Source organism: Mesorhizobium ciceri biovar biserrulae (assembly GCF_001618845.1).
GTDB lineage: Bacteria > Pseudomonadota > Alphaproteobacteria > Rhizobiales > Rhizobiaceae > Mesorhizobium > Mesorhizobium ciceri.
The window spans coordinates 3,590,829-3,606,921 of the sequence record NZ_CP015064.1 but is presented as its reverse complement, the minus strand read 5'-3'; the positions used below and the strand labels follow the sequence as shown (position 1 = coordinate 3,606,921).

General features: G+C 63.3%; 14 protein-coding genes. 7 read left to right on the top strand and 7 right to left on the bottom strand.

What is annotated here, in order from left to right; all coding sequences use genetic code 11:
• Positions 1-35 precede the first annotated feature (35 nt).
• Positions 36-839: a creatininase family protein gene (locus tag A4R29_RS16845; protein ID WP_063168225.1), complete on the bottom strand. Its 804-nt coding sequence runs from the start codon at positions 837-839 to the stop codon at positions 36-38.
• A 54-nt stretch (positions 840-893) separates the two neighbouring features.
• Positions 894-1,277, bottom strand: a complete 384-nt coding sequence (locus tag A4R29_RS16840; protein ID WP_024501344.1) for a RidA family protein — start codon at positions 1,275-1,277, stop codon at positions 894-896.
• A gap of 264 nt (positions 1,278-1,541) precedes the next feature.
• Here A4R29_RS16840 and A4R29_RS16835 point away from each other — a divergent pair, with 264 nt between their 5' ends.
• The 7 genes from A4R29_RS16835 to A4R29_RS16805 all read left to right on the top strand — a co-directional run bounded on the left by A4R29_RS16835 (position 1,542) and on the right by A4R29_RS16805 (position 8,282).
• A complete protein-coding gene (locus A4R29_RS16835) occupies positions 1,542-2,546 on the top strand; it encodes an ABC transporter substrate-binding protein (RefSeq protein WP_063172407.1) in 1,005 nt (334 codons plus the stop codon).
• An 11-nt stretch (positions 2,547-2,557) separates the two neighbouring features.
• Entirely contained in the window at positions 2,558-3,385 is an 828-nt protein-coding gene (locus A4R29_RS16830) for an ABC transporter ATP-binding protein (RefSeq protein ID WP_063172406.1), read from the top strand.
• Positions 3,372-4,223: an ABC transporter permease gene (locus A4R29_RS16825; protein WP_063172405.1), complete on the top strand. Its 852-nt coding sequence runs from the start codon at positions 3,372-3,374 to the stop codon at positions 4,221-4,223. Before A4R29_RS16830 ends, A4R29_RS16825 begins: the two co-directional genes overlap by 14 nt.
• A gap of 195 nt (positions 4,224-4,418) precedes the next feature.
• Positions 4,419-5,711, top strand: coding sequence for a cytosine deaminase (locus A4R29_RS16820; RefSeq protein ID WP_063172404.1), 1,293 nt, complete (start codon positions 4,419-4,421; stop codon positions 5,709-5,711).
• Entirely contained in the window at positions 5,711-7,114 is a 1,404-nt protein-coding gene (locus A4R29_RS16815; RefSeq protein ID WP_063172403.1) for an FAD-binding oxidoreductase, read from the top strand. The genes A4R29_RS16820 and A4R29_RS16815 overlap by 1 nt, the downstream gene beginning before the upstream one ends.
• The gene (locus A4R29_RS16810) at positions 7,114-7,695 is read left to right on the top strand and encodes an NAD(P)H-dependent oxidoreductase (protein WP_063173711.1); all 582 of its coding nucleotides are present in this window, start codon (positions 7,114-7,116) and stop codon (positions 7,693-7,695) included. The genes A4R29_RS16815 and A4R29_RS16810 overlap by 1 nt, the downstream gene beginning before the upstream one ends.
• Entirely contained in the window at positions 7,695-8,282 is a 588-nt protein-coding gene (locus tag A4R29_RS16805) for an NAD(P)H-dependent oxidoreductase (protein WP_013531132.1), read from the top strand. Before A4R29_RS16810 ends, A4R29_RS16805 begins: the two co-directional genes overlap by 1 nt.
• 49 nt (positions 8,283-8,331) lie before the next feature.
• On the opposite strand, the gene A4R29_RS16800 is transcribed toward A4R29_RS16805, so the two are convergent.
• The 5 genes from A4R29_RS16800 to A4R29_RS16780 are packed head-to-tail and all read right to left on the bottom strand — an operon-like array spanning position 8,332 to position 15,916.
• A complete protein-coding gene (locus A4R29_RS16800; RefSeq protein ID WP_063172402.1) occupies positions 8,332-10,782 on the bottom strand; it encodes a GcvT family protein in 2,451 nt (816 codons plus the stop codon).
• Complete coding sequence (locus tag A4R29_RS16795) at positions 10,779-11,960, bottom strand: pyridoxal phosphate-dependent aminotransferase (RefSeq protein WP_063172401.1); 1,182 nt, start codon at positions 11,958-11,960, stop codon at positions 10,779-10,781. Before A4R29_RS16795 ends, A4R29_RS16800 begins: the two co-directional genes overlap by 4 nt.
• The gene (locus A4R29_RS16790; protein WP_063172400.1) at positions 11,953-12,858 is read right to left on the bottom strand and encodes a homocysteine S-methyltransferase family protein; all 906 of its coding nucleotides are present in this window, start codon (positions 12,856-12,858) and stop codon (positions 11,953-11,955) included. The genes A4R29_RS16795 and A4R29_RS16790 overlap by 8 nt, the downstream gene beginning before the upstream one ends.
• Complete coding sequence (locus A4R29_RS16785) at positions 12,855-15,308, bottom strand: GcvT family protein (protein WP_063172399.1); 2,454 nt, start codon at positions 15,306-15,308, stop codon at positions 12,855-12,857. Before A4R29_RS16785 ends, A4R29_RS16790 begins: the two co-directional genes overlap by 4 nt.
• Positions 15,309-15,328: 20 nt before the next feature.
• Positions 15,329-15,916 (bottom strand): helix-turn-helix domain-containing protein, encoded by a 588-nt coding sequence (locus A4R29_RS16780; protein ID WP_263485021.1) that lies wholly within the window; start codon positions 15,914-15,916, stop codon positions 15,329-15,331.
• Positions 15,917-16,093 lie beyond the last annotated feature (177 nt).

Below are 16,093 nucleotides of genomic sequence, written 5' to 3'. Positions count from 1 at the left end.
AATAGCGATGACAGCGCTTGCCACTGGTTTGGAGGCTACGTCAACCACTCCGCGAGCTTCGCCTTGCGCACATCTTGCAGCAGGCTGATGAAGCCGTCGGCCTGATATTCTGCCGTCAGCCGGCCCTTCTCCGCCGTCGCGATGCTGGCGTCGCCGACGACGCCGTTCGGGTTGAGATCGCTGGCGATCCAGGCGAAGGCGTGGGTGCCGGTGTGGCGCAGCAGCGAAAATTCCTTTTCGGCCTTGGCGACATTGGAAACGAAATTGTCTGATTTGCCCATGTCCACGAGGTCCGGCCGGAAATGCAGCATCAGCGAGGTCTCGACATCGCCGCCATGGATGCCGTGACGGTCCTCCAGTTCGGTATACATGCCGGCCGGACGGCCAAAACGCTGCCAGCTGGTCTTCACCGCCAGCATCTTTTCGCGCACGCGCAATTCGCGCGTGACGATGCCCATGATCTCCTCGTTGCCGCCATGCGAATTGACCACGATCAGCTTGCGCACACCGGCGCGCGCGATCGACAGGCCAAGCTCGGTCCAGGCTTCGATCAGCGTGGTTGCCGGCAGAGTGAGGGTGCCCGGCGCATGCAGGTGTTCGTTGGACTTGCCCACGGCCTGCACCGGCAGGATGCGGATGTCGAGATCGTCGGGCAGGCGCGAAATGACCGTGTCGAGCATGCCGTTCATGATCGACGTGTCGGTCGAAACAGGCAGATGCGGCCCATGCTGCTCGATCGCCGCCACTGGCAGCACGGCGATGGTCGCCTCGGGATCGATCGAGGCGTATTCGGTGGTCCGGTAGTCGCCCCACCACACGCGTCTTTTGGGTACGGTCATGTCATGCCTCTTCAATGGTCAGGCAGACCTAGCGCGGGACGGGCGGCCTGTCGATCACCCCGCCGCGATGGCCTCGATTTCGACCTTGAATTCGGGCCGGGCAAAGCCGGAAACAATCATCAATGTCGACGCTGGCGCGGGGCTCGAAAACAGCCGGTCGCGGACGTCCATATAGGGCCGCAGATGCGCGCGGTCGGTGACATAGGCGTTGATGCGCACGATATCCCTGAGACCCAGGCCGGCTTCGCCGAGAATCGCCGCGATGTTTTGAAAGCAGAGTTCGGCCTGCGCTCCGGCGTCTTCGGGAATCAGGTCGTCGGCGGTGATGGCGACCTGGCCCGAGCACAGCACAAGCCGCTTGCCGGCCGGCACCTCGACGCCGTGACTGTAGCGGGCAAAGGGCGGCTTGATGGACTTCGGGGTGAGGAATTTGAACATGGCAATCTCCTGGATGCCGCCACCTAAAGCCGGACTCATTACACCTTCAAGATGGCGGTGCATGTTGCCCGGGCGATTGTGGACAGCCGTTCAAAAAATAGGCACGATGCCTTCCGTACAGCATGACCCGTTCGCGCTTGGCATGGCAACGTCTTTCAAGCGGGCGGTCCCGGCGCCAGACGCCGGTGGCATGTGTCTTGCTTCTTGAATCTTTGGTGTCGAGCCTGGCGCGTGGCGCGCCGGAGCAAACAGAGGGTGGTGTCGATGTACGGAAAACAGAAGATCTCGGTGGCGGTTGTGGCCCTGCTTACAGCCAGCACGCTGGGTGCGGCTGCGAATGAGAAAGTCACCTTCGGCACCAACTGGTTGGCCGAGCCGGAACATGGCGGATATTACCAGTCCGTGGCGGACGGCACCTACGCCGCCTGCGGCCTCGACGTCACCATCATGCAGGGCGGTCCGCAAGTCAGCGGCCGGCCGATGCTGCTGGCCGGCAAGATCGATTTCTACATGGGCGGCAATCTGCTGTCGGCCTTCGATGCGGTCCAGCAAGGCATACCGATGCGCGTGGTGGCGGCGGATTTCCAGAAGGACCCGCAGGTCATCATGTCCCACCCCGGCGAGGGGCTCGACAAATGGGAGGACCTGAAGAACGCCGACCAGTACATATTGGGCGACGAGGGCGTGCAGACCTTCTTCCAGTGGATGGTCATCGAACTCGGCTTCGACGCCTCCAAACGCGCGCCCTACACCTACAACACCGCTCCCTTCCTCGCCAACAAGAAGTCGATCCAGCAGGGCTACGTCACCTCAGAGCCGTTCGCGGTCCAGAAGGAAGGCGGCTTCGTGCCGAACCAGTTCCTGCTCGCCGACTATGGCTGGGACACTTATTCGACGACGATCGAGGTGATGCAGGACACGATCGACAAGAAGCCGGAGGTGGTCCAGTGCTTCGTCGATGGCTCGGCCAAGGGCTGGTACAAATATCTCTACGGCGACAACAAAGCCGCCAACGACATGATCAAGAAAGACAATCCCGACATGAGCGACGAGCAGATCGCGTTCTCGATCGAGCAGATGAAGAAGTTCGGCCTGGCCGATTCCGGCGACACCGAAAAGCTCGGCATCGGCGCCATGACCGACGCGCGGATCAAGAGTTTCTACGACAAGATGGTCAAGGCCAAGGTCACGCCAGCCGGCATCGACATCAAGAAGGCCTACACGCTGACCTTCATCAACAAAGGCGTCGGGCTCGAGCTGAAGAAATAGGCCGCCCCGGAATGATAAGGGAAAAAGTGGCGCAAGCGCCGGCTGCGTCGGGTGCGGCCCCGACGCTCCTGGCGCTGAAGGGCGTCGGCAAGGTGTTCTCCAACGGCGTGACGGCGCTCAGCGACGTCGCCCTGACCATCCGGGAAGGCGATTTCGTCAGCCTGCTCGGGCCGTCGGGTTGCGGCAAGTCGACGGCGCTGCGGCTGATCGCCGGCCTGTCGACGCCAACTTCCGGCGTGCTCGATTGGCGCGGTGGCGGCTCGCTCGACCGCTCGAACATCGGCTTCGTCTTCCAGGAGCCGACGCTGCTGCCCTGGGCCAATGTTTTCGACAATGTCTGGCTGCCGCTTCGGCTGAAAGGCATTTCGCGCGCCAAGGCGACACCGGCGATCACGGAAATGCTGGCGCGGGTGCATCTGACCGGTTTCGAAGACGCGGTGCCGCGCGAACTGTCCGGCGGCATGAAGATGCGCGTCTCGATCGCACGCGCCATGGTGACCAAACCGCGCGTGCTGTTGATGGACGAACCGTTCGCCGCACTCGACGAGATCACCCGCTTCAAGCTCAACAACGATCTCCTGGAACTGTGGCAGGACGAACGGTTCACCGTCGTCTTCGTCACCCACAGTGTCTTCGAAAGCGTGTTCCTGTCCAACCGCGTCGTCGTCATGGCGGCGCGGCCGGGCAGGGTGTTCGACGAACTCGCCATCGAGGCCTCCTATCCGCGCGACGAGGCGTTTCGCACCTCGCCAGACTATGCGGCACTGTGCCGTCAGGCTTCCGACGTGCTGGTCAAGGCCATCAACTCAACAGCAGGCGCGCATTATGACGGTCATTGACGAGCGGATGCTCCAACTCGATCCCGAGGAAGCACGCCGCGTGCGCCAGGCGCGGTTCGAACGGATCGGCCGCTGGGTGCTGCCGCTGGCGATCATGATCCTGGCGATCTGGCTGTGGGATCGCATCTGCGTGTGGAACGAGATCCCGCAATACATCCTGCCGCGTCCCGGCGTGGTGCTGTGGACGCTCTACAACGATGCCGGCCTGCTGTTTTCCTCGCTGCTGGTCACCTTGCGCATCACCTTTCTCAGCTTGGCTCTGGCGGTCATAGGCGGGGTCGGGCTGGCGGTGCTGTTCGCGCAGTCGAAATGGGTCGAGATGTCGTTCTTCCCCTTCGCCATCGTGCTGCAGGTGACGCCGATCGTGGCGATCTTTCCGCTGATCAACATCTATGTGAACGACCAGACGACCAAGCTTCTGCTGTGCGCCTGGATCGTCGCCTTCTTTCCGATCCTGTCCAACACCACGCTTGGCCTCAACTCCGTCGACCGCAATCTGCGCGACATGTTCAAGCTCAACGGCGCGACGCGATGGCAGCAATTGCGCTATCTCAGGCTGCCGGCGGCGATGCCCTATTTCCTCGGCGGGTTGAAGATCGCCGGCGGCCTGTCGCTGATCGGCGCCGTGGTGGCCGAGTTCGTCGCCGGTACCACCGGCCAGTCGTCCGGCCTTGCCTCGCGCATCATCGAGGCCGGCTACCGGCTCAACGCGCCGCGGCTGTTCGCGGCGCTGTTCCTGATCTCGCTGACCGGCATTTTGATCTTCCTCGTGCTGTCGCTGATATCGCATCTCATCTTGCGGCGCTGGCATGAAAGCGCGCTGAAGCAGGAGCGCTAGGGTGTGTGACGTGATTGATATGTTGGTGCGAGGCGCCCCCCTCTGTCCTGCCGGACATCTCCCCCTCAAGTGGGGAGATTGGCCGCTGTCACGATCTTCGCCAATCTCCAACATTGAAAAAAATGAGCCGGCACGGACGCTGCCAATCTCCCCCCTTGAGGGGGAGATGCCCGGCAGGGCAGAGGAGGGCAACGCTTGATACCAACCTCCGGCTCTTACCATCTCGCCAATGTTCGCCTTCATCGCTCACTGACGCCAGGCCTTTCCGCGCCCTTCGATGCTGACGGCTTCGGGCTTGCCGACATCGCTGTGGCCGACGGCAAAATCTCCAGCATCACCGCGCATGGCCGATCCGCTGATGCGGTCGACCTGGGCGGCCGTATAATCCTGCCGTGCTTCGTCGACTGCCACACGCATATCGACAAGGGCCATATCTGGCCGCGAAAGCCCAATCCCGACGGCACGTTCATGGGTGCGCTGAATGCCGCCGGTGCCGATCGTGTGGCACGCTGGAGCGCCGAGGATTTGGCGCGGCGGATGGATTTCTCGCTGCGCTGCGCCTACGCCCATGGCACAAGGGCGCTGCGCACCCACATCGACAGCGTCGCGCCGCAGGAGGAAATCTCCTGGCCGGTGTTCGAGGCGATGCGCGAGGAATGGCGCGGCCGCATCGAGTTGCAGGGCGCCTGCCTGCTCGGCATCGAAGGCGTGCGCGACAAAAAGTGGTTCGACAGGCTGGCAAAGAGGGTTGCCGCGGCAAAGGGCGTGCTCGGTGTCGTCACCTATATGGCGCCGGACCTCGAAGAGCTGCTCGACCACGTCTTCGCGCAGGCCATCAAGCATGGCCTCGATCTCGATTTCCATGCCGACGAGACCAACGACATTTCCGCCATATCGCTGAAGAAGATCGCCGAGGCCGCTCTGTGGAACGGTTTCGAAGGAAAGATCCTCGTCGGCCATTGCTGCTCGCTGGCGCGCCAGCCGGATCTCGACGTGCTCGACACGCTGGACAAGGTGGCGAAAGCGGGGCTCGCCGTCGTCTCGCTGCCGATGTGCAATCTCTATCTGCAGGACCGGCGCGCCGACGGCACCACGCCACGCTGGCGTGGCGTGACGCTGCTGCACGAGATGAAGGCGAGGGGCATTCCGGTGGCGGTTGCTTCCGACAACACGCGTGATCCCTTCTATGCCTATGGCGATCTCGACATGCTGGAGGTCTACCGCATGGCGACGCGCATCCTGCATTTCGATCATCCGGTCGCCGACTGGCCGCAAGCGGTCACCGCGACGCCGGCCAAGGTGATGCGGTTTGATGGCTTCGGCACGCTGGCTGCCGGCGGTGATGCCGATTTCATCGTGTTCAAAGGCCGAAGCTGGACGGAATTGCTGTCGCGGCCCGAATCGGATCGCATCGTGGTGCGCGGCGGCAAGGCGATCGACCGCCAATTGCCAGATTATGCCGAACTCGACGAACTGATGGTGGAATGATGGATGTTTCGGCGCTCAAACGCGATCTCGAAGGCCTGAAGGTCGACGACAATCCGGCCATCGTCCAGCAGAAGAGCCGTGACTTCTACTGGTACAGCCCGGTGCTGAAGCAGCAGCTCGACCATGTCACCGGCGACCTGATCGTGACGCCGAAGAACGAGGCCGAACTGATCCGCGTGCTTGCCGCCTGTCATCGTCATGGCGTGCCGGTGACACCGCGCGGCAGCGGCACCGGTAATTACGGCCAGGCGATGCCGCTCTCCGGCGGCGTCGTGCTCAACCTTGCCGAGATGAACGAGATCAAGTCGATCGCTCCGGGTCGCGTCGTGACCGGGCCGGGGGCGATCCTGGCCGATATCGACAAGGCAACGCGGGCGCATTCCGGGCAGGAACTGCGGCTATCGCCCTCCACCTACAACACAGCCTCGATTGGCGGCTTCATCGCTGGCGGTTCGGGCGGCGTCGGCTCGATCAATTTCGGCGGGTTGCGCGATTTCGGCAATGTGCTTCGGCTGCGCGTGGTGACCATGGAGGCCGAGCCGAAAGCGCTCGAGCTCACCGGCGCGGATCTGCACAAGGTGACCCATGCCTACGGCACCAACGGCATCATATCGGAAGTCGAGATGCCGCTGACCGCGGCTTATGACTGGATCGACGTCATTGTCGGCTTCGACGCTTTCATGGATGCGGCCCGCTATGGCAATGCGCTGGCCTGTCAGGATGGCATCCTGACCAAGCTGATCACGCCGATAGCGGCACCCGTGCCGCAGCTCTATTTCAAGCGGCACCAGAAATTCCTGAGCGACGGGCAGAGCATTTGCGTCGTCATGGTGGCGCAGCATGGGCTGGACGCTTTTCTTGCCTTCACCCGGCGTGCCGGCGGCGAGGTGATCTACAATGCGGCCACGGCGACGCCGGATGAGAAAAAAGGCCTGCCGCCGGCCTATGAATTGGCTTGGAACCACACCACGCTGAGAGCGCTGCGCGTCGACCCTTCGATCACCTATCTGCAGTCGCTCTATCCCTTTCCCAACCAGCTGGCGCTTGTCGAGAAGATGGATGCGATGTTTCCGGGCGAGGTTTTCTCGCATCTCGAATTCGTGCGGCTGGACGGCAACATTACCTGCTTCGGCCTGCCGCTGGTCAAGTTCACGACCGAGGCGCGGCTCGACGAGATCGTGCGCCTGCATGAAGCGAACGGTTGCCCGATCTTCAACCCGCATCGCTACACGCTGGAAGAGGGCGGCATGAAGCAGACCGACGCGGTGCAACTCGCCTTCAAGCGCGAGACGGATCCGCAAGGGCTCCTCAACCCCGGCAAGATGATCGCCTGGGAGAACCCGGACTACGACTACCGTTCCGGGCGGACTTTTTTGTTCAGGGGGCTGCAGAAGGTAGGATGATGAACATCCTCGTCCTCTACGCCCATCCGGTCGAGACCAGCTTCAATGCCGGCCTGCACCGGATGATCGTCGAGCGCCTGACGGCGGCGGGCCATACGGTCGACGACTGCGATCTCTATGCCGAGGGTTTCGATCCGCGACTGACGCGCCAGGAGCGGCTGGACTACCACAACCCACGTGGCCCCGCCGACGCTGTCGCGCCTTATGTCGAGCGCCTGCTGCGCGCCGATGCGCTGGTGCTTTCCTATCCCGTCTGGAATTATGGCTTTCCAGCGATCCTGAAAGGCTTTTTCGATCGCGTGTTCTTGCCCGGCGTGTCGTTCAAATTGGTCGACGGCAAGGCGCAGCCGTCGCTGCACAACATTCGCAAGGTTGCGGCGGTGACCACCTATGGCGGCAGCCGGTTCCGCGCCCTGCTGATGGGCGATCCGCCGCGCAGGCTGATCAAGCGGATGCTGCGCGCCACCGTCAAACCGGGCGCGCCGGTGACCTACCTCGCGCACTACGCGATGAACCTGTCTACCGACGGCACGGGCAAGGCTTTCACGACCAAGGTCGCGGCCCGCATGGATGAGTTCTGATGCGCGCCCTGGTGGTCTACTGCCATCCGGTACCCGAGAGCTTTTGCGCCGCCATCCGCGACACTGCCATCGACGTGCTGATGCGACGAGGCTGGGAGGTGCGGCTGCTCGACCTCTATGCGGAGAAATTCGACCCGGTGATGGGCTGCGACGAGCGGCGCTCCTACAATGACCAGGCGCCGCAGGACCCGGCACTGAAGCCGCATTTCGAACTGCTCAACTGGGCCGAAGCGATCCTGTTCGTCTATCCGACCTGGTGGTACGGACTGCCGGCGATGCTGAAGGGCTGGCTCGACCGGGTGTGGGCGACGGACGTCGCCTTCAAGCTGCCGACCGGCAAGGGACGGATCAAGTCGCTGATGACGCATGTAACCAAGGTCGGCGTCATCACCACCTGCGGCGCGCCGACCTGGTGGAGCGTCGTCGTCGGCCAGCCGGGACGCAAGACCCTGCTGCGCGGCATGCGGGCGCTGTGCGCCACGCGCTGCCGGACGTTTTTCCTGGCGCACTATTTGATGGATGCCTCGACGCCGGCGACAAGGGCGGCGTTTCTGGCGAAGGTGCGAGGGAAGCTGGAAAGGTTTTGAGAGGGCGACTTTCCCTTCCTTCCCCCACAAAGGGGGAGGCGAGAAGGCACTACATCCTCGTCCGCTCCGATTTCGGATCGTACATCGGCTTCAGCGAGGCTTCCGCCGCAAAACGCTCGCCGGCGATTTCGATCTCATAGGACGACGCCAGCACATCCGCCTCGCTCTCGCCCTCGCAAGGCACATAGCCCAGCCCGACTGCGCCGCCGAGGTGATGGCCGTAATTGCCAGACGTTATCGGACCAACGATCTTACCGTCGCGCAGGATCGCCTCGTTATGGAAGAGCAGGGGTTCTGGATCCTTCAGCCGGAACTGTACGAGCCGGCGTGACAGGCCGGCTTCCTTCTTGCGCAGCACCGCATCACGGCCGATGAAGTCGCCCTTGGCGGTCTTCACCGCGAAGCCGAGGCCGGCTTCCAGCACATTGTCCTCGTCGGTGATGTCATGGCCGAAATGCCGGAACGCTTTTTCGATGCGGCAGGAATCCAGCGTGTGCAGGCCGCAGAGTTTCAGGCCGACATCCACACCTGCCTCCTCGACCACCTCGAAGACATGGGCCGCCTGGTCGGTCGAGACATAGAGCTCCCAGCCGAGTTCGCCGACATAGGTGACGCGGTGGGCGCGGGCCAGGCCCATGCCGATTTCGATCTCCTGGAACGTGCCGAACGGATTTTTCTCATTGGAGAAATCGTTCGGGCTGACCTTCTGGATCAGCTTTCTCGCGTCCGGGCCCATCAGGCAGAGCACGCTTTCGGCCGCCGTTACGTCGGTGACGACGACGAACTCGTCGTCGACGTGCTTGCGCAGCCAAGCCAGATCGCGCTGCAGCGTGGCGCCTGGGACGACGAGAAAGAACGCCGTCTCGGACAACCGCGAGACCGTCAGATCGCTCTCGATGCCGCCGCGCTGGTTGAGCATCTGGGTGTAGACGATCTTGCCCGGCGCGACATCCATGTCGTTGGCGCATAGTCTTTGCAGGAAAGCACAGGCGTCGCGGCCCTCGACACGGATCTTGCCGAACGAGGTCATGTCGAACAGGCCGACGCCATTCCTGACCGCAAGGTGTTCCTCGCGCTGGTTGTCGAACCAGTTCTGGCGCTTCCAGGAATAGCGGTATTCGCGCTCCTGGCCCTCGCGGGCGAACCAGTTGGCGCGCTCCCAGCCGGCGACTTCGCCGAAGACAGCGCCGCGCGCCTTCAGATGCTCGTGCAGCGGCGAGCGCCTGACATTGCGCGACGTCGCCATCTGACGATAGGGGAAATGATCGGCATAGAGCAGGCCAAGCGTTTCAGAGACGCGCTCCTTCAAATAGCGGCGGTTCTTCTGGAACGGCTGGGCGCGGCGGATGTCTACTTCCCACAGGTCGAAGGGGGCTTCGCCGTCATTGATCCACTGCGCCAGCGCCATGCCGGCGCCACCGGAGGAGACGATGCCGATCGAATTGTAGCCGGTCGCCATCCAGTAGCCGGACAGTTCCGGCGCCTCGCCGAGATAGTAGCGGTCGTCGGGCGTAAAACTCTCAGGACCATTGAAGAAGGTGTGGATGCCGGCGGTCGCCAGCATAGGCATGCGGTTGACGCCCATTTCGAGGATCGGCTCGAAATGCTCCATATCCTCCGGCAGTTGGTCGAAGCAGAAATCTTCACGGATGCCGTCCATGCCCCAGGGCTTTGCCACTGGCTCGAAAGCGCCCAGCATCATCTTGCCGGCGTCCTCCTTGTAGTAGGCACACTCGTCGGGCACACGCAGCACCGGCAGGCGGGTGAGGCCGGGGATCGGCTCGGTGACGAGGTAAAAATGCTCGCAGGCGTGCAGCGGGATGGTGACGCCGTTCTGCGCTCCCAGTTCGCGCGCCCACATGCCGGCGCAGTTGACGACGATGTCGGCCTCGATCGTGCCTTGCTCTTCGCCTTGTGTCCAGGACACGCCCGTGACGCGGCCGGCCTTGCTGTGGACCTTGGTGACCTTGACGTTCTCGACGATGGTCGCACCGCGCTGGCGCGCGCCCTTGGCCAGTGCCATGGCGATGTTGGCGGGGTCGCACTGGCCGTCGAGCGGCAGATGCACGGCGCCGACGACATCGGAAACATTGAGATGCGGGTACATCTCGCTGACTTCCCTTGGTGAAATCTCGCGCACGTCGACATCGAAGGCACGCGCCAGCGACGCTTGCCTGTAGATCTCGTGCTTGCGCTCCTCGGTCAGCGCCACGGTGATCGAACCGACCTGGCGCATGCCGGTGCCGACTTCGGTCTCTGCTTCCAGCTTGACGTAGAGGTCGGCGGAATATTTCGCCAGCCGCGTCATGTTCTGCGAACCGCGCAGCTGGCCGATCAGGCCGGCAGCATGCCATGTTGTGCCCGACGTCAGCTGCTTGCGTTCGAGAAGCACGATGTCGGTCCAGCCAAGCTTGGCCAGGTGATAGGCGACCGAACAGCCGGAAACGCCGCCGCCGATGATGACCGCTCTTGCTTTGGCGGGAACTGCCTTGGGGGTCATGCTGCCTCGCGACGGTAGCTGGAAGCAAAGCGGCGCAGACGAAGTGCAGCTTCCTGCAGCACGGGTTCGGGCTGGCAGAGGCTGATGCGAATGTGGCCGGCGGCCGCCTCGCCGAAGCTGGAGCCGGGCATCACGCCAACCTTTTCCTTGTCGAGCAGGGCCCAGGCGAATTTCTCGTCGTCCGGCTCGACGGCCGAGATGTCGAGCATGACATACATGCCGCCCTCCGAACCGCGCACGGTGACATCGTTCATGCCCCGCACGGCGTCGAGCAAGACGGTGCGGCGTGCCGCGTAGCGTTCGGCGATCTCCTTGACGCCGTAACGGTTCTCCAGCGCCTCGGAACAAGCGATCGAGATGAAGGCCGGCAGGCCGTAGGTCGTCACCAGATTGAGATTGATCATGAGCGTGATCATCTGCTCCGGTCCCGTCAGCCAGCCCATGCGCCAACCGGTCATGCCGTGGCTCTTGGACATCGAATTGATGACCAGCGTGCGCTCGGCCATTCCTGGCAGCGAGCGCGGCGAGACGTGCTCGCCGCCGCCGAGCGTCCAGTAGACTTCGTCTGACAGCAGCCAGAGGTCGTGCTCCCGGCAGACTTCTGCCAACTGTTCCAGCCGCTCGCGCGAATAGACCGCACCGGTCGGATTGTTCGGCGTGTTGATCAGGATGGCGCGCGTGTTCGGCCGGATTGCCGCGCGGATCATGTCGGCTCGCGGCTGGAAGCCATCCTCGGCCGGTGTCTCGACGACGGTGAAATCAGCGCCAGCGGCGCTGAACGTGTTGGGATAGGTGGCATAATAGGGCGCCACGACGATGGCGTGATCGCCCTGGTCGAGCACGCCCTGCACGGCCGCGTAGAGTGCGGCCTGGCCGCCCGGCGTGGCGATCACCTGATCCGGCGATGTCTCGACGCCGGTGCAGGCGCTCGAGGCTGCGGCCATTGCCTTGCGCAGGCGCGGCAAGCCGGGAAGCGGGGTGTAATGATGATTGCTGCCGCGAACCGCGGTCACACAGGCTTCAATGGTCTGCGAAGGCGTGTCGAAATCATGGTCGCCAACCGACAGCATGATGATGTCTTCGCCGGCCTCCTTGCGCGTCCAGGCGGCGAAATGGACTTCCCAGCCGTCCTTGCCCGAAGGCACGATGCCGGAAATGCGCGATGATGGTCTAGGCATGCAAAACTCCCGAAATTTCGTAGCCGGCCTGTTCGAGCCGGTCGCGCAGGGCGGCGATGTGCGGTGGTCCGACTTCGCAGCAGCCGCCAACGATGCTTGCGCCAGCCTCCACCCAGCCGATCGCCTGGTCTGCATAGGCATCCGGGCCAAGGTCGTGACGAGCGTGCAGTACATCGACGGTGCCGCCGTGCTTAAGTGCTTCGGTTGACGTGAAGCCATTGGCATATGCGCCGACCGGGCCGCCGAGGCCGATCAGTTCAGGCAAAGCCGCGGCGATTGCTTCCGGCCGGCAGCAATTGACCAGCCGCGCGGCGACTGCCAGGCCGTCGAGCGCGCTTGCCCCAGTGGCTATTGCTTCGCCGCTGCGCAGGCGCGGCTTGCCGTGGTCAGCCAGCGTCCACGATACCCACACCGGCTTGCCGCTTTCCGATGCAGCGGTCACCGCTGCGCGGGCTTCGTCCGCCGACGCCATGGTTTCACACAGGAACAGGTCGACGCCATCGGCCTGCTCGGCAACGATGCGGCGGTAAATCTCGAGCGTCTCCTCGAAGGAAATGGTCAGTGCCGGTGCATAGCTGCCGAAAAGCGGCGACAGGCAACCGGCGATGGCTGCATCGCCGGCCTCGTCGCGGGCCTGCCTGGCCAATTCGATGCCGCGCTTCTGCAATGGCTTGAATAGGTCTTCCGCACCTTCGCGCGCCAGGCGTTCGGGTGTCGCAGAATAGGTGTTGATGGTGATGACACGTGCGCCGGCACGGATGAATTCCGTGTGCAGGTCGCGCACCAGATCCGGTTCGTCGATCAGCACCCTGGCCGACCATAGCGGCGTCGGCTCGGATTGGCTGCGGCGGACCAGTTCCTGGCCCATGCCGCCATCGGTGAGGATGATTTTCTTCATGCGCGCAGCCTTTCGTTCTTCGGATCCCACAGCGGTTCATCCTTCTGCACGATTGCCTGAAAGCGGTCACCGAAGATTTCGACCTCGACTGATGTACCTGGTTCGGCCAGGTCGGCGCGCAGCATGCCGAGCGCGATCGACTTGTCGATGCGATGGCCCCAGCCGCCGGACGTCGTCTCGCCGACGATCTTGCCGTCATGCCAGAGTGTAGAAACTGACGGAGCGTCGCAATCGCCGGGGTTTTCCACCACCAGCGTGACGAAGCGCTTCTTCACGCCTTGCTGCTTTTCGTTCAGCAGTGCCGCCTTGCCACGGAAGTCGGGCTTGTCCCATTTGACGAAGCGTTCGAGCCCGCCCTGCAGGATCGAATAGTCGCTCGACAGGTCGCCCTTCCAGGTGCGGTAGCCTTTCTCAAGCCGGAGCGAATCCAGCGCGTACATGCCGAAAGGCTTCAGCCCGTGCTGCTGGCCTGCGGCGCAAACGGCATCGAAGATGGCGGCGGTGTCGTCGATCCTGGTGTGGATTTCCCAGCCGAGTTCGCCGGCGAAGGAGACGCGCACGAGTTTGGCCCAGCGGCCGGCGATCTTCGTCTCCTGATGCGTCAGCCATGGCAGAGTGAGGTCGGCTTCGCAGACATCGGCGAGGATTTTTCGCGAGTTCGGGCCTGCCAGGATCTGAGTCGAGAATTCCTCGGTCCGGTCGATCAGCTTGAACGGTGCGTCCTTGGGCATGCGCGACTTCAGCCATTCGAAATCATGCCACTGCGCGACCGCCGCGGTGATCAGCGTCATCAGGTTCTCGTCGTGACGCACGACGGACATTTCGGTGACGATGCGGCCCTTGTCGTCGGCGAAATAGACGAGACCGATGCGGCCTGGCTTCGGCACCAGTCCGGTGACCTGCAGGCTCAGCCATTCGGCGGCACCGGGACCATCGAGATTGAAGCGCGAGAACCCAGGCAGGTCCAAAATGCCGGCAGCGTCACGCACGGCCAGGCATTCCTCGCGCACACGATGCTGCCATGGCCCGTCGCGGCGGAAGGTCAGCGTGGCTTCCTCGGAAATGTCATCGCCGTCCTGCGCGTACCAGGTGGCGCGCTCCCAGCCATTATAGGCATCGAAGCGGCCACCGAGCGCCTTGATGCGATCGTGGATCGGCGACAGCTTGCGGTCGCGGCCTTCCGGCCAGGCATGGCGCGGGAACTGGATGGCGTATTCGTTGCCGTAGATCTCCATGCCCTTGGCGACGCAATAGTCCGGCGCCGCGGCATAGGAAGTGAAGCGGCGCGGGTCGCACGACCACATGTCCCATTCGGTCCGGCCCTCGGTCACCCATTCGGCCAGCACCTTGCCGGCGCCGCCACCCTGGGCGATGCCGAAGGTGAAGACGCAGGCCTCGAAAGCATTGGGAACGCCAGGCATCGGACCGATCAGCGGATTGCCGTCCGGCGTGTAGGGGATCGGCCCGTTGATCACCTTGGACAGGCCGGCCGTGCCAAGGATCGGCACGCGGGCGACGGCGTCGGCCAGATAATGTTCCAGCCGGTCGAGATCGTCGGGGAACAGCTGGAAGGAAAAGTCCTCCGGCATCGGGTCATTGTGGGTGGCCCAATGCGCGCGGCAATTGCGCTCATAGGGGCCGAGATTCATGCCGTTCTTCTCCTGGCGCAGATAGTAGGAGGTGTCGACGTCGCGCAGCAGCGGCAGCTTCTTGCCTTGTTCCTTCGACCATGCCGCGAGTTCGGGGATCTCCTCGAACAGGATGTACTGATGGCTCATCACCATCATCGGCAAGTCGCGGCCGAACATCCGGCCGACTTCGGCGGCGCGGTAGCCGGCGGCATTGACGACGATCTCGCAGCGGATCTCGCCCTGTGCCGTCTCGACCACCCACTCGTCGTTCTCGCGGCGCACGCCTGTGACCGGGCAGAAGCGGATGATCTTCGCGCCCATGTCGCGCGCACCCTTGGCCAGCGCCTGGGTGAGTTGCGCCGGATCGATGTCGCCGTCGCTCGGGTCGTAGAGCGCGCCTTTCAGCTCATGCGTCTCGATGAAGGGATAGCGACGCTGGATCTCGTCGACACCGACAATGTCTATGTCCATACCCTGGTAGAGGCCCATGCCCTTGGCGCGCTGGAATTCCTGCATGCGCTCGAGCGAGTGGGCAAGGCGAAGCGAGCCGGTGACGTGATAGTTCATGGGGTAGTCGACCGCGTCGGCCAGCCCGCGATAAAGCTCGGTCGAATAGCGCTGCATGTTCATCAGCGACCAGGACGAGGAGAAGGTCGGCACGTTGCCGGCGGCATGCCAGGTCGAGCCGGAGGTCAGCTCGTTCTTCTCAAGCAGCACGCAGTCGGTCCAGCCCGCCTTGGCGAGATGATAGAGCGCGGAGGTGCCGACGGCGCCGCCTCCGATGATCACCACGCGCGCCGTGCTCGGCAAACCCGCCATGTTCTTCTCCAAACTTGAACTCAATAGACGGGTGGTGAAACCACCCAGATGACAATTGCCGGCTCGGCACCCGGATTGCGCCAGCGGTAGGGCTTGCCTTCGAAGCGAAAGGAGTCGCCCTCGCCAAGCCGATGCCAGACACCTCCGATCTCGATGTCGAACAGTCCGGACGCGACGTATCCGGCTTCCTCGGTCGGCCGCTGCGCCTCGGCCTTCAGTTCCGCGCCCGGCGCGAAGACCGAACGCACCATCTCGAAGCTACCGCCGAGATCGGGCGACAGAAGCTCCTCCACCAGGCCGGATTCGCTTGTGCCAAGCGTGCGGCGCCTGCCGGCGCGCACGACCACGCCGCGCTCGCTTTCGACAGGTACGTCATGGCTGAAGAACAGGCTGATCGGCACGCCGAACAGTTCGGCGAAGGCCCTGAGGTCACCGAGCGACGGCGTCGACAGGCCACGCTCGACCTGGCTGACCCAGCCGACCGAACGGCCTAGCTTCAGGCCGATCTCGGCGAGCGTCAGCCCGCGCGCCTTGCGCAGGGCCCTGATGTCGCCGGCCAGCACGCGTTCGTCAGGTCCCTGCAATGTTCTTGCGGTAGTCGAAGGCAAAACGCTCTCTTTATGAAAAATTACCGGCAAATTTCATGAGAAATCAAGCTCATGAAAAAATCAAGCAGATTTTCACGGATGCACAAGATTTGCTTGCGCGATTTTGACGGTTCATGCAAAGGCTCCGCCGAGAGCGGCGAGTGGGGACGTCCGATCGAGACAAAGGGTAAGGGACGG

Coding starts and splice junctions, on each gene's coding strand:
- A4R29_RS16845 (WP_063168225.1), bottom strand. CDS start 839: ATGACCGTACCCAAAAGACGCGTGTGGTGGGGCGACTACCGGACCACC.
- A4R29_RS16840 (WP_024501344.1), bottom strand. CDS start 1,277: ATGTTCAAATTCCTCACCCCGAAGTCCATCAAGCCGCCCTTTGCCCGC.
- A4R29_RS16835 (WP_063172407.1), top strand. CDS start 1,542: ATGTACGGAAAACAGAAGATCTCGGTGGCGGTTGTGGCCCTGCTTACA.
- A4R29_RS16830 (WP_063172406.1), top strand. CDS start 2,558: ATGATAAGGGAAAAAGTGGCGCAAGCGCCGGCTGCGTCGGGTGCGGCC.
- A4R29_RS16825 (WP_063172405.1), top strand. CDS start 3,372: ATGACGGTCATTGACGAGCGGATGCTCCAACTCGATCCCGAGGAAGCA.
- A4R29_RS16815 (WP_063172403.1), top strand. CDS start 5,711: ATGGATGTTTCGGCGCTCAAACGCGATCTCGAAGGCCTGAAGGTCGAC.
- A4R29_RS16810 (WP_063173711.1), top strand. CDS start 7,114: ATGAACATCCTCGTCCTCTACGCCCATCCGGTCGAGACCAGCTTCAAT.
- A4R29_RS16805 (WP_013531132.1), top strand. CDS start 7,695: ATGCGCGCCCTGGTGGTCTACTGCCATCCGGTACCCGAGAGCTTTTGC.
- A4R29_RS16800 (WP_063172402.1), bottom strand. CDS start 10,782: ATGACCCCCAAGGCAGTTCCCGCCAAAGCAAGAGCGGTCATCATCGGC.
- A4R29_RS16795 (WP_063172401.1), bottom strand. CDS start 11,960: ATGCCTAGACCATCATCGCGCATTTCCGGCATCGTGCCTTCGGGCAAG.
- A4R29_RS16790 (WP_063172400.1), bottom strand. CDS start 12,858: ATGAAGAAAATCATCCTCACCGATGGCGGCATGGGCCAGGAACTGGTC.
- A4R29_RS16785 (WP_063172399.1), bottom strand. CDS start 15,308: ATGGCGGGTTTGCCGAGCACGGCGCGCGTGGTGATCATCGGAGGCGGC.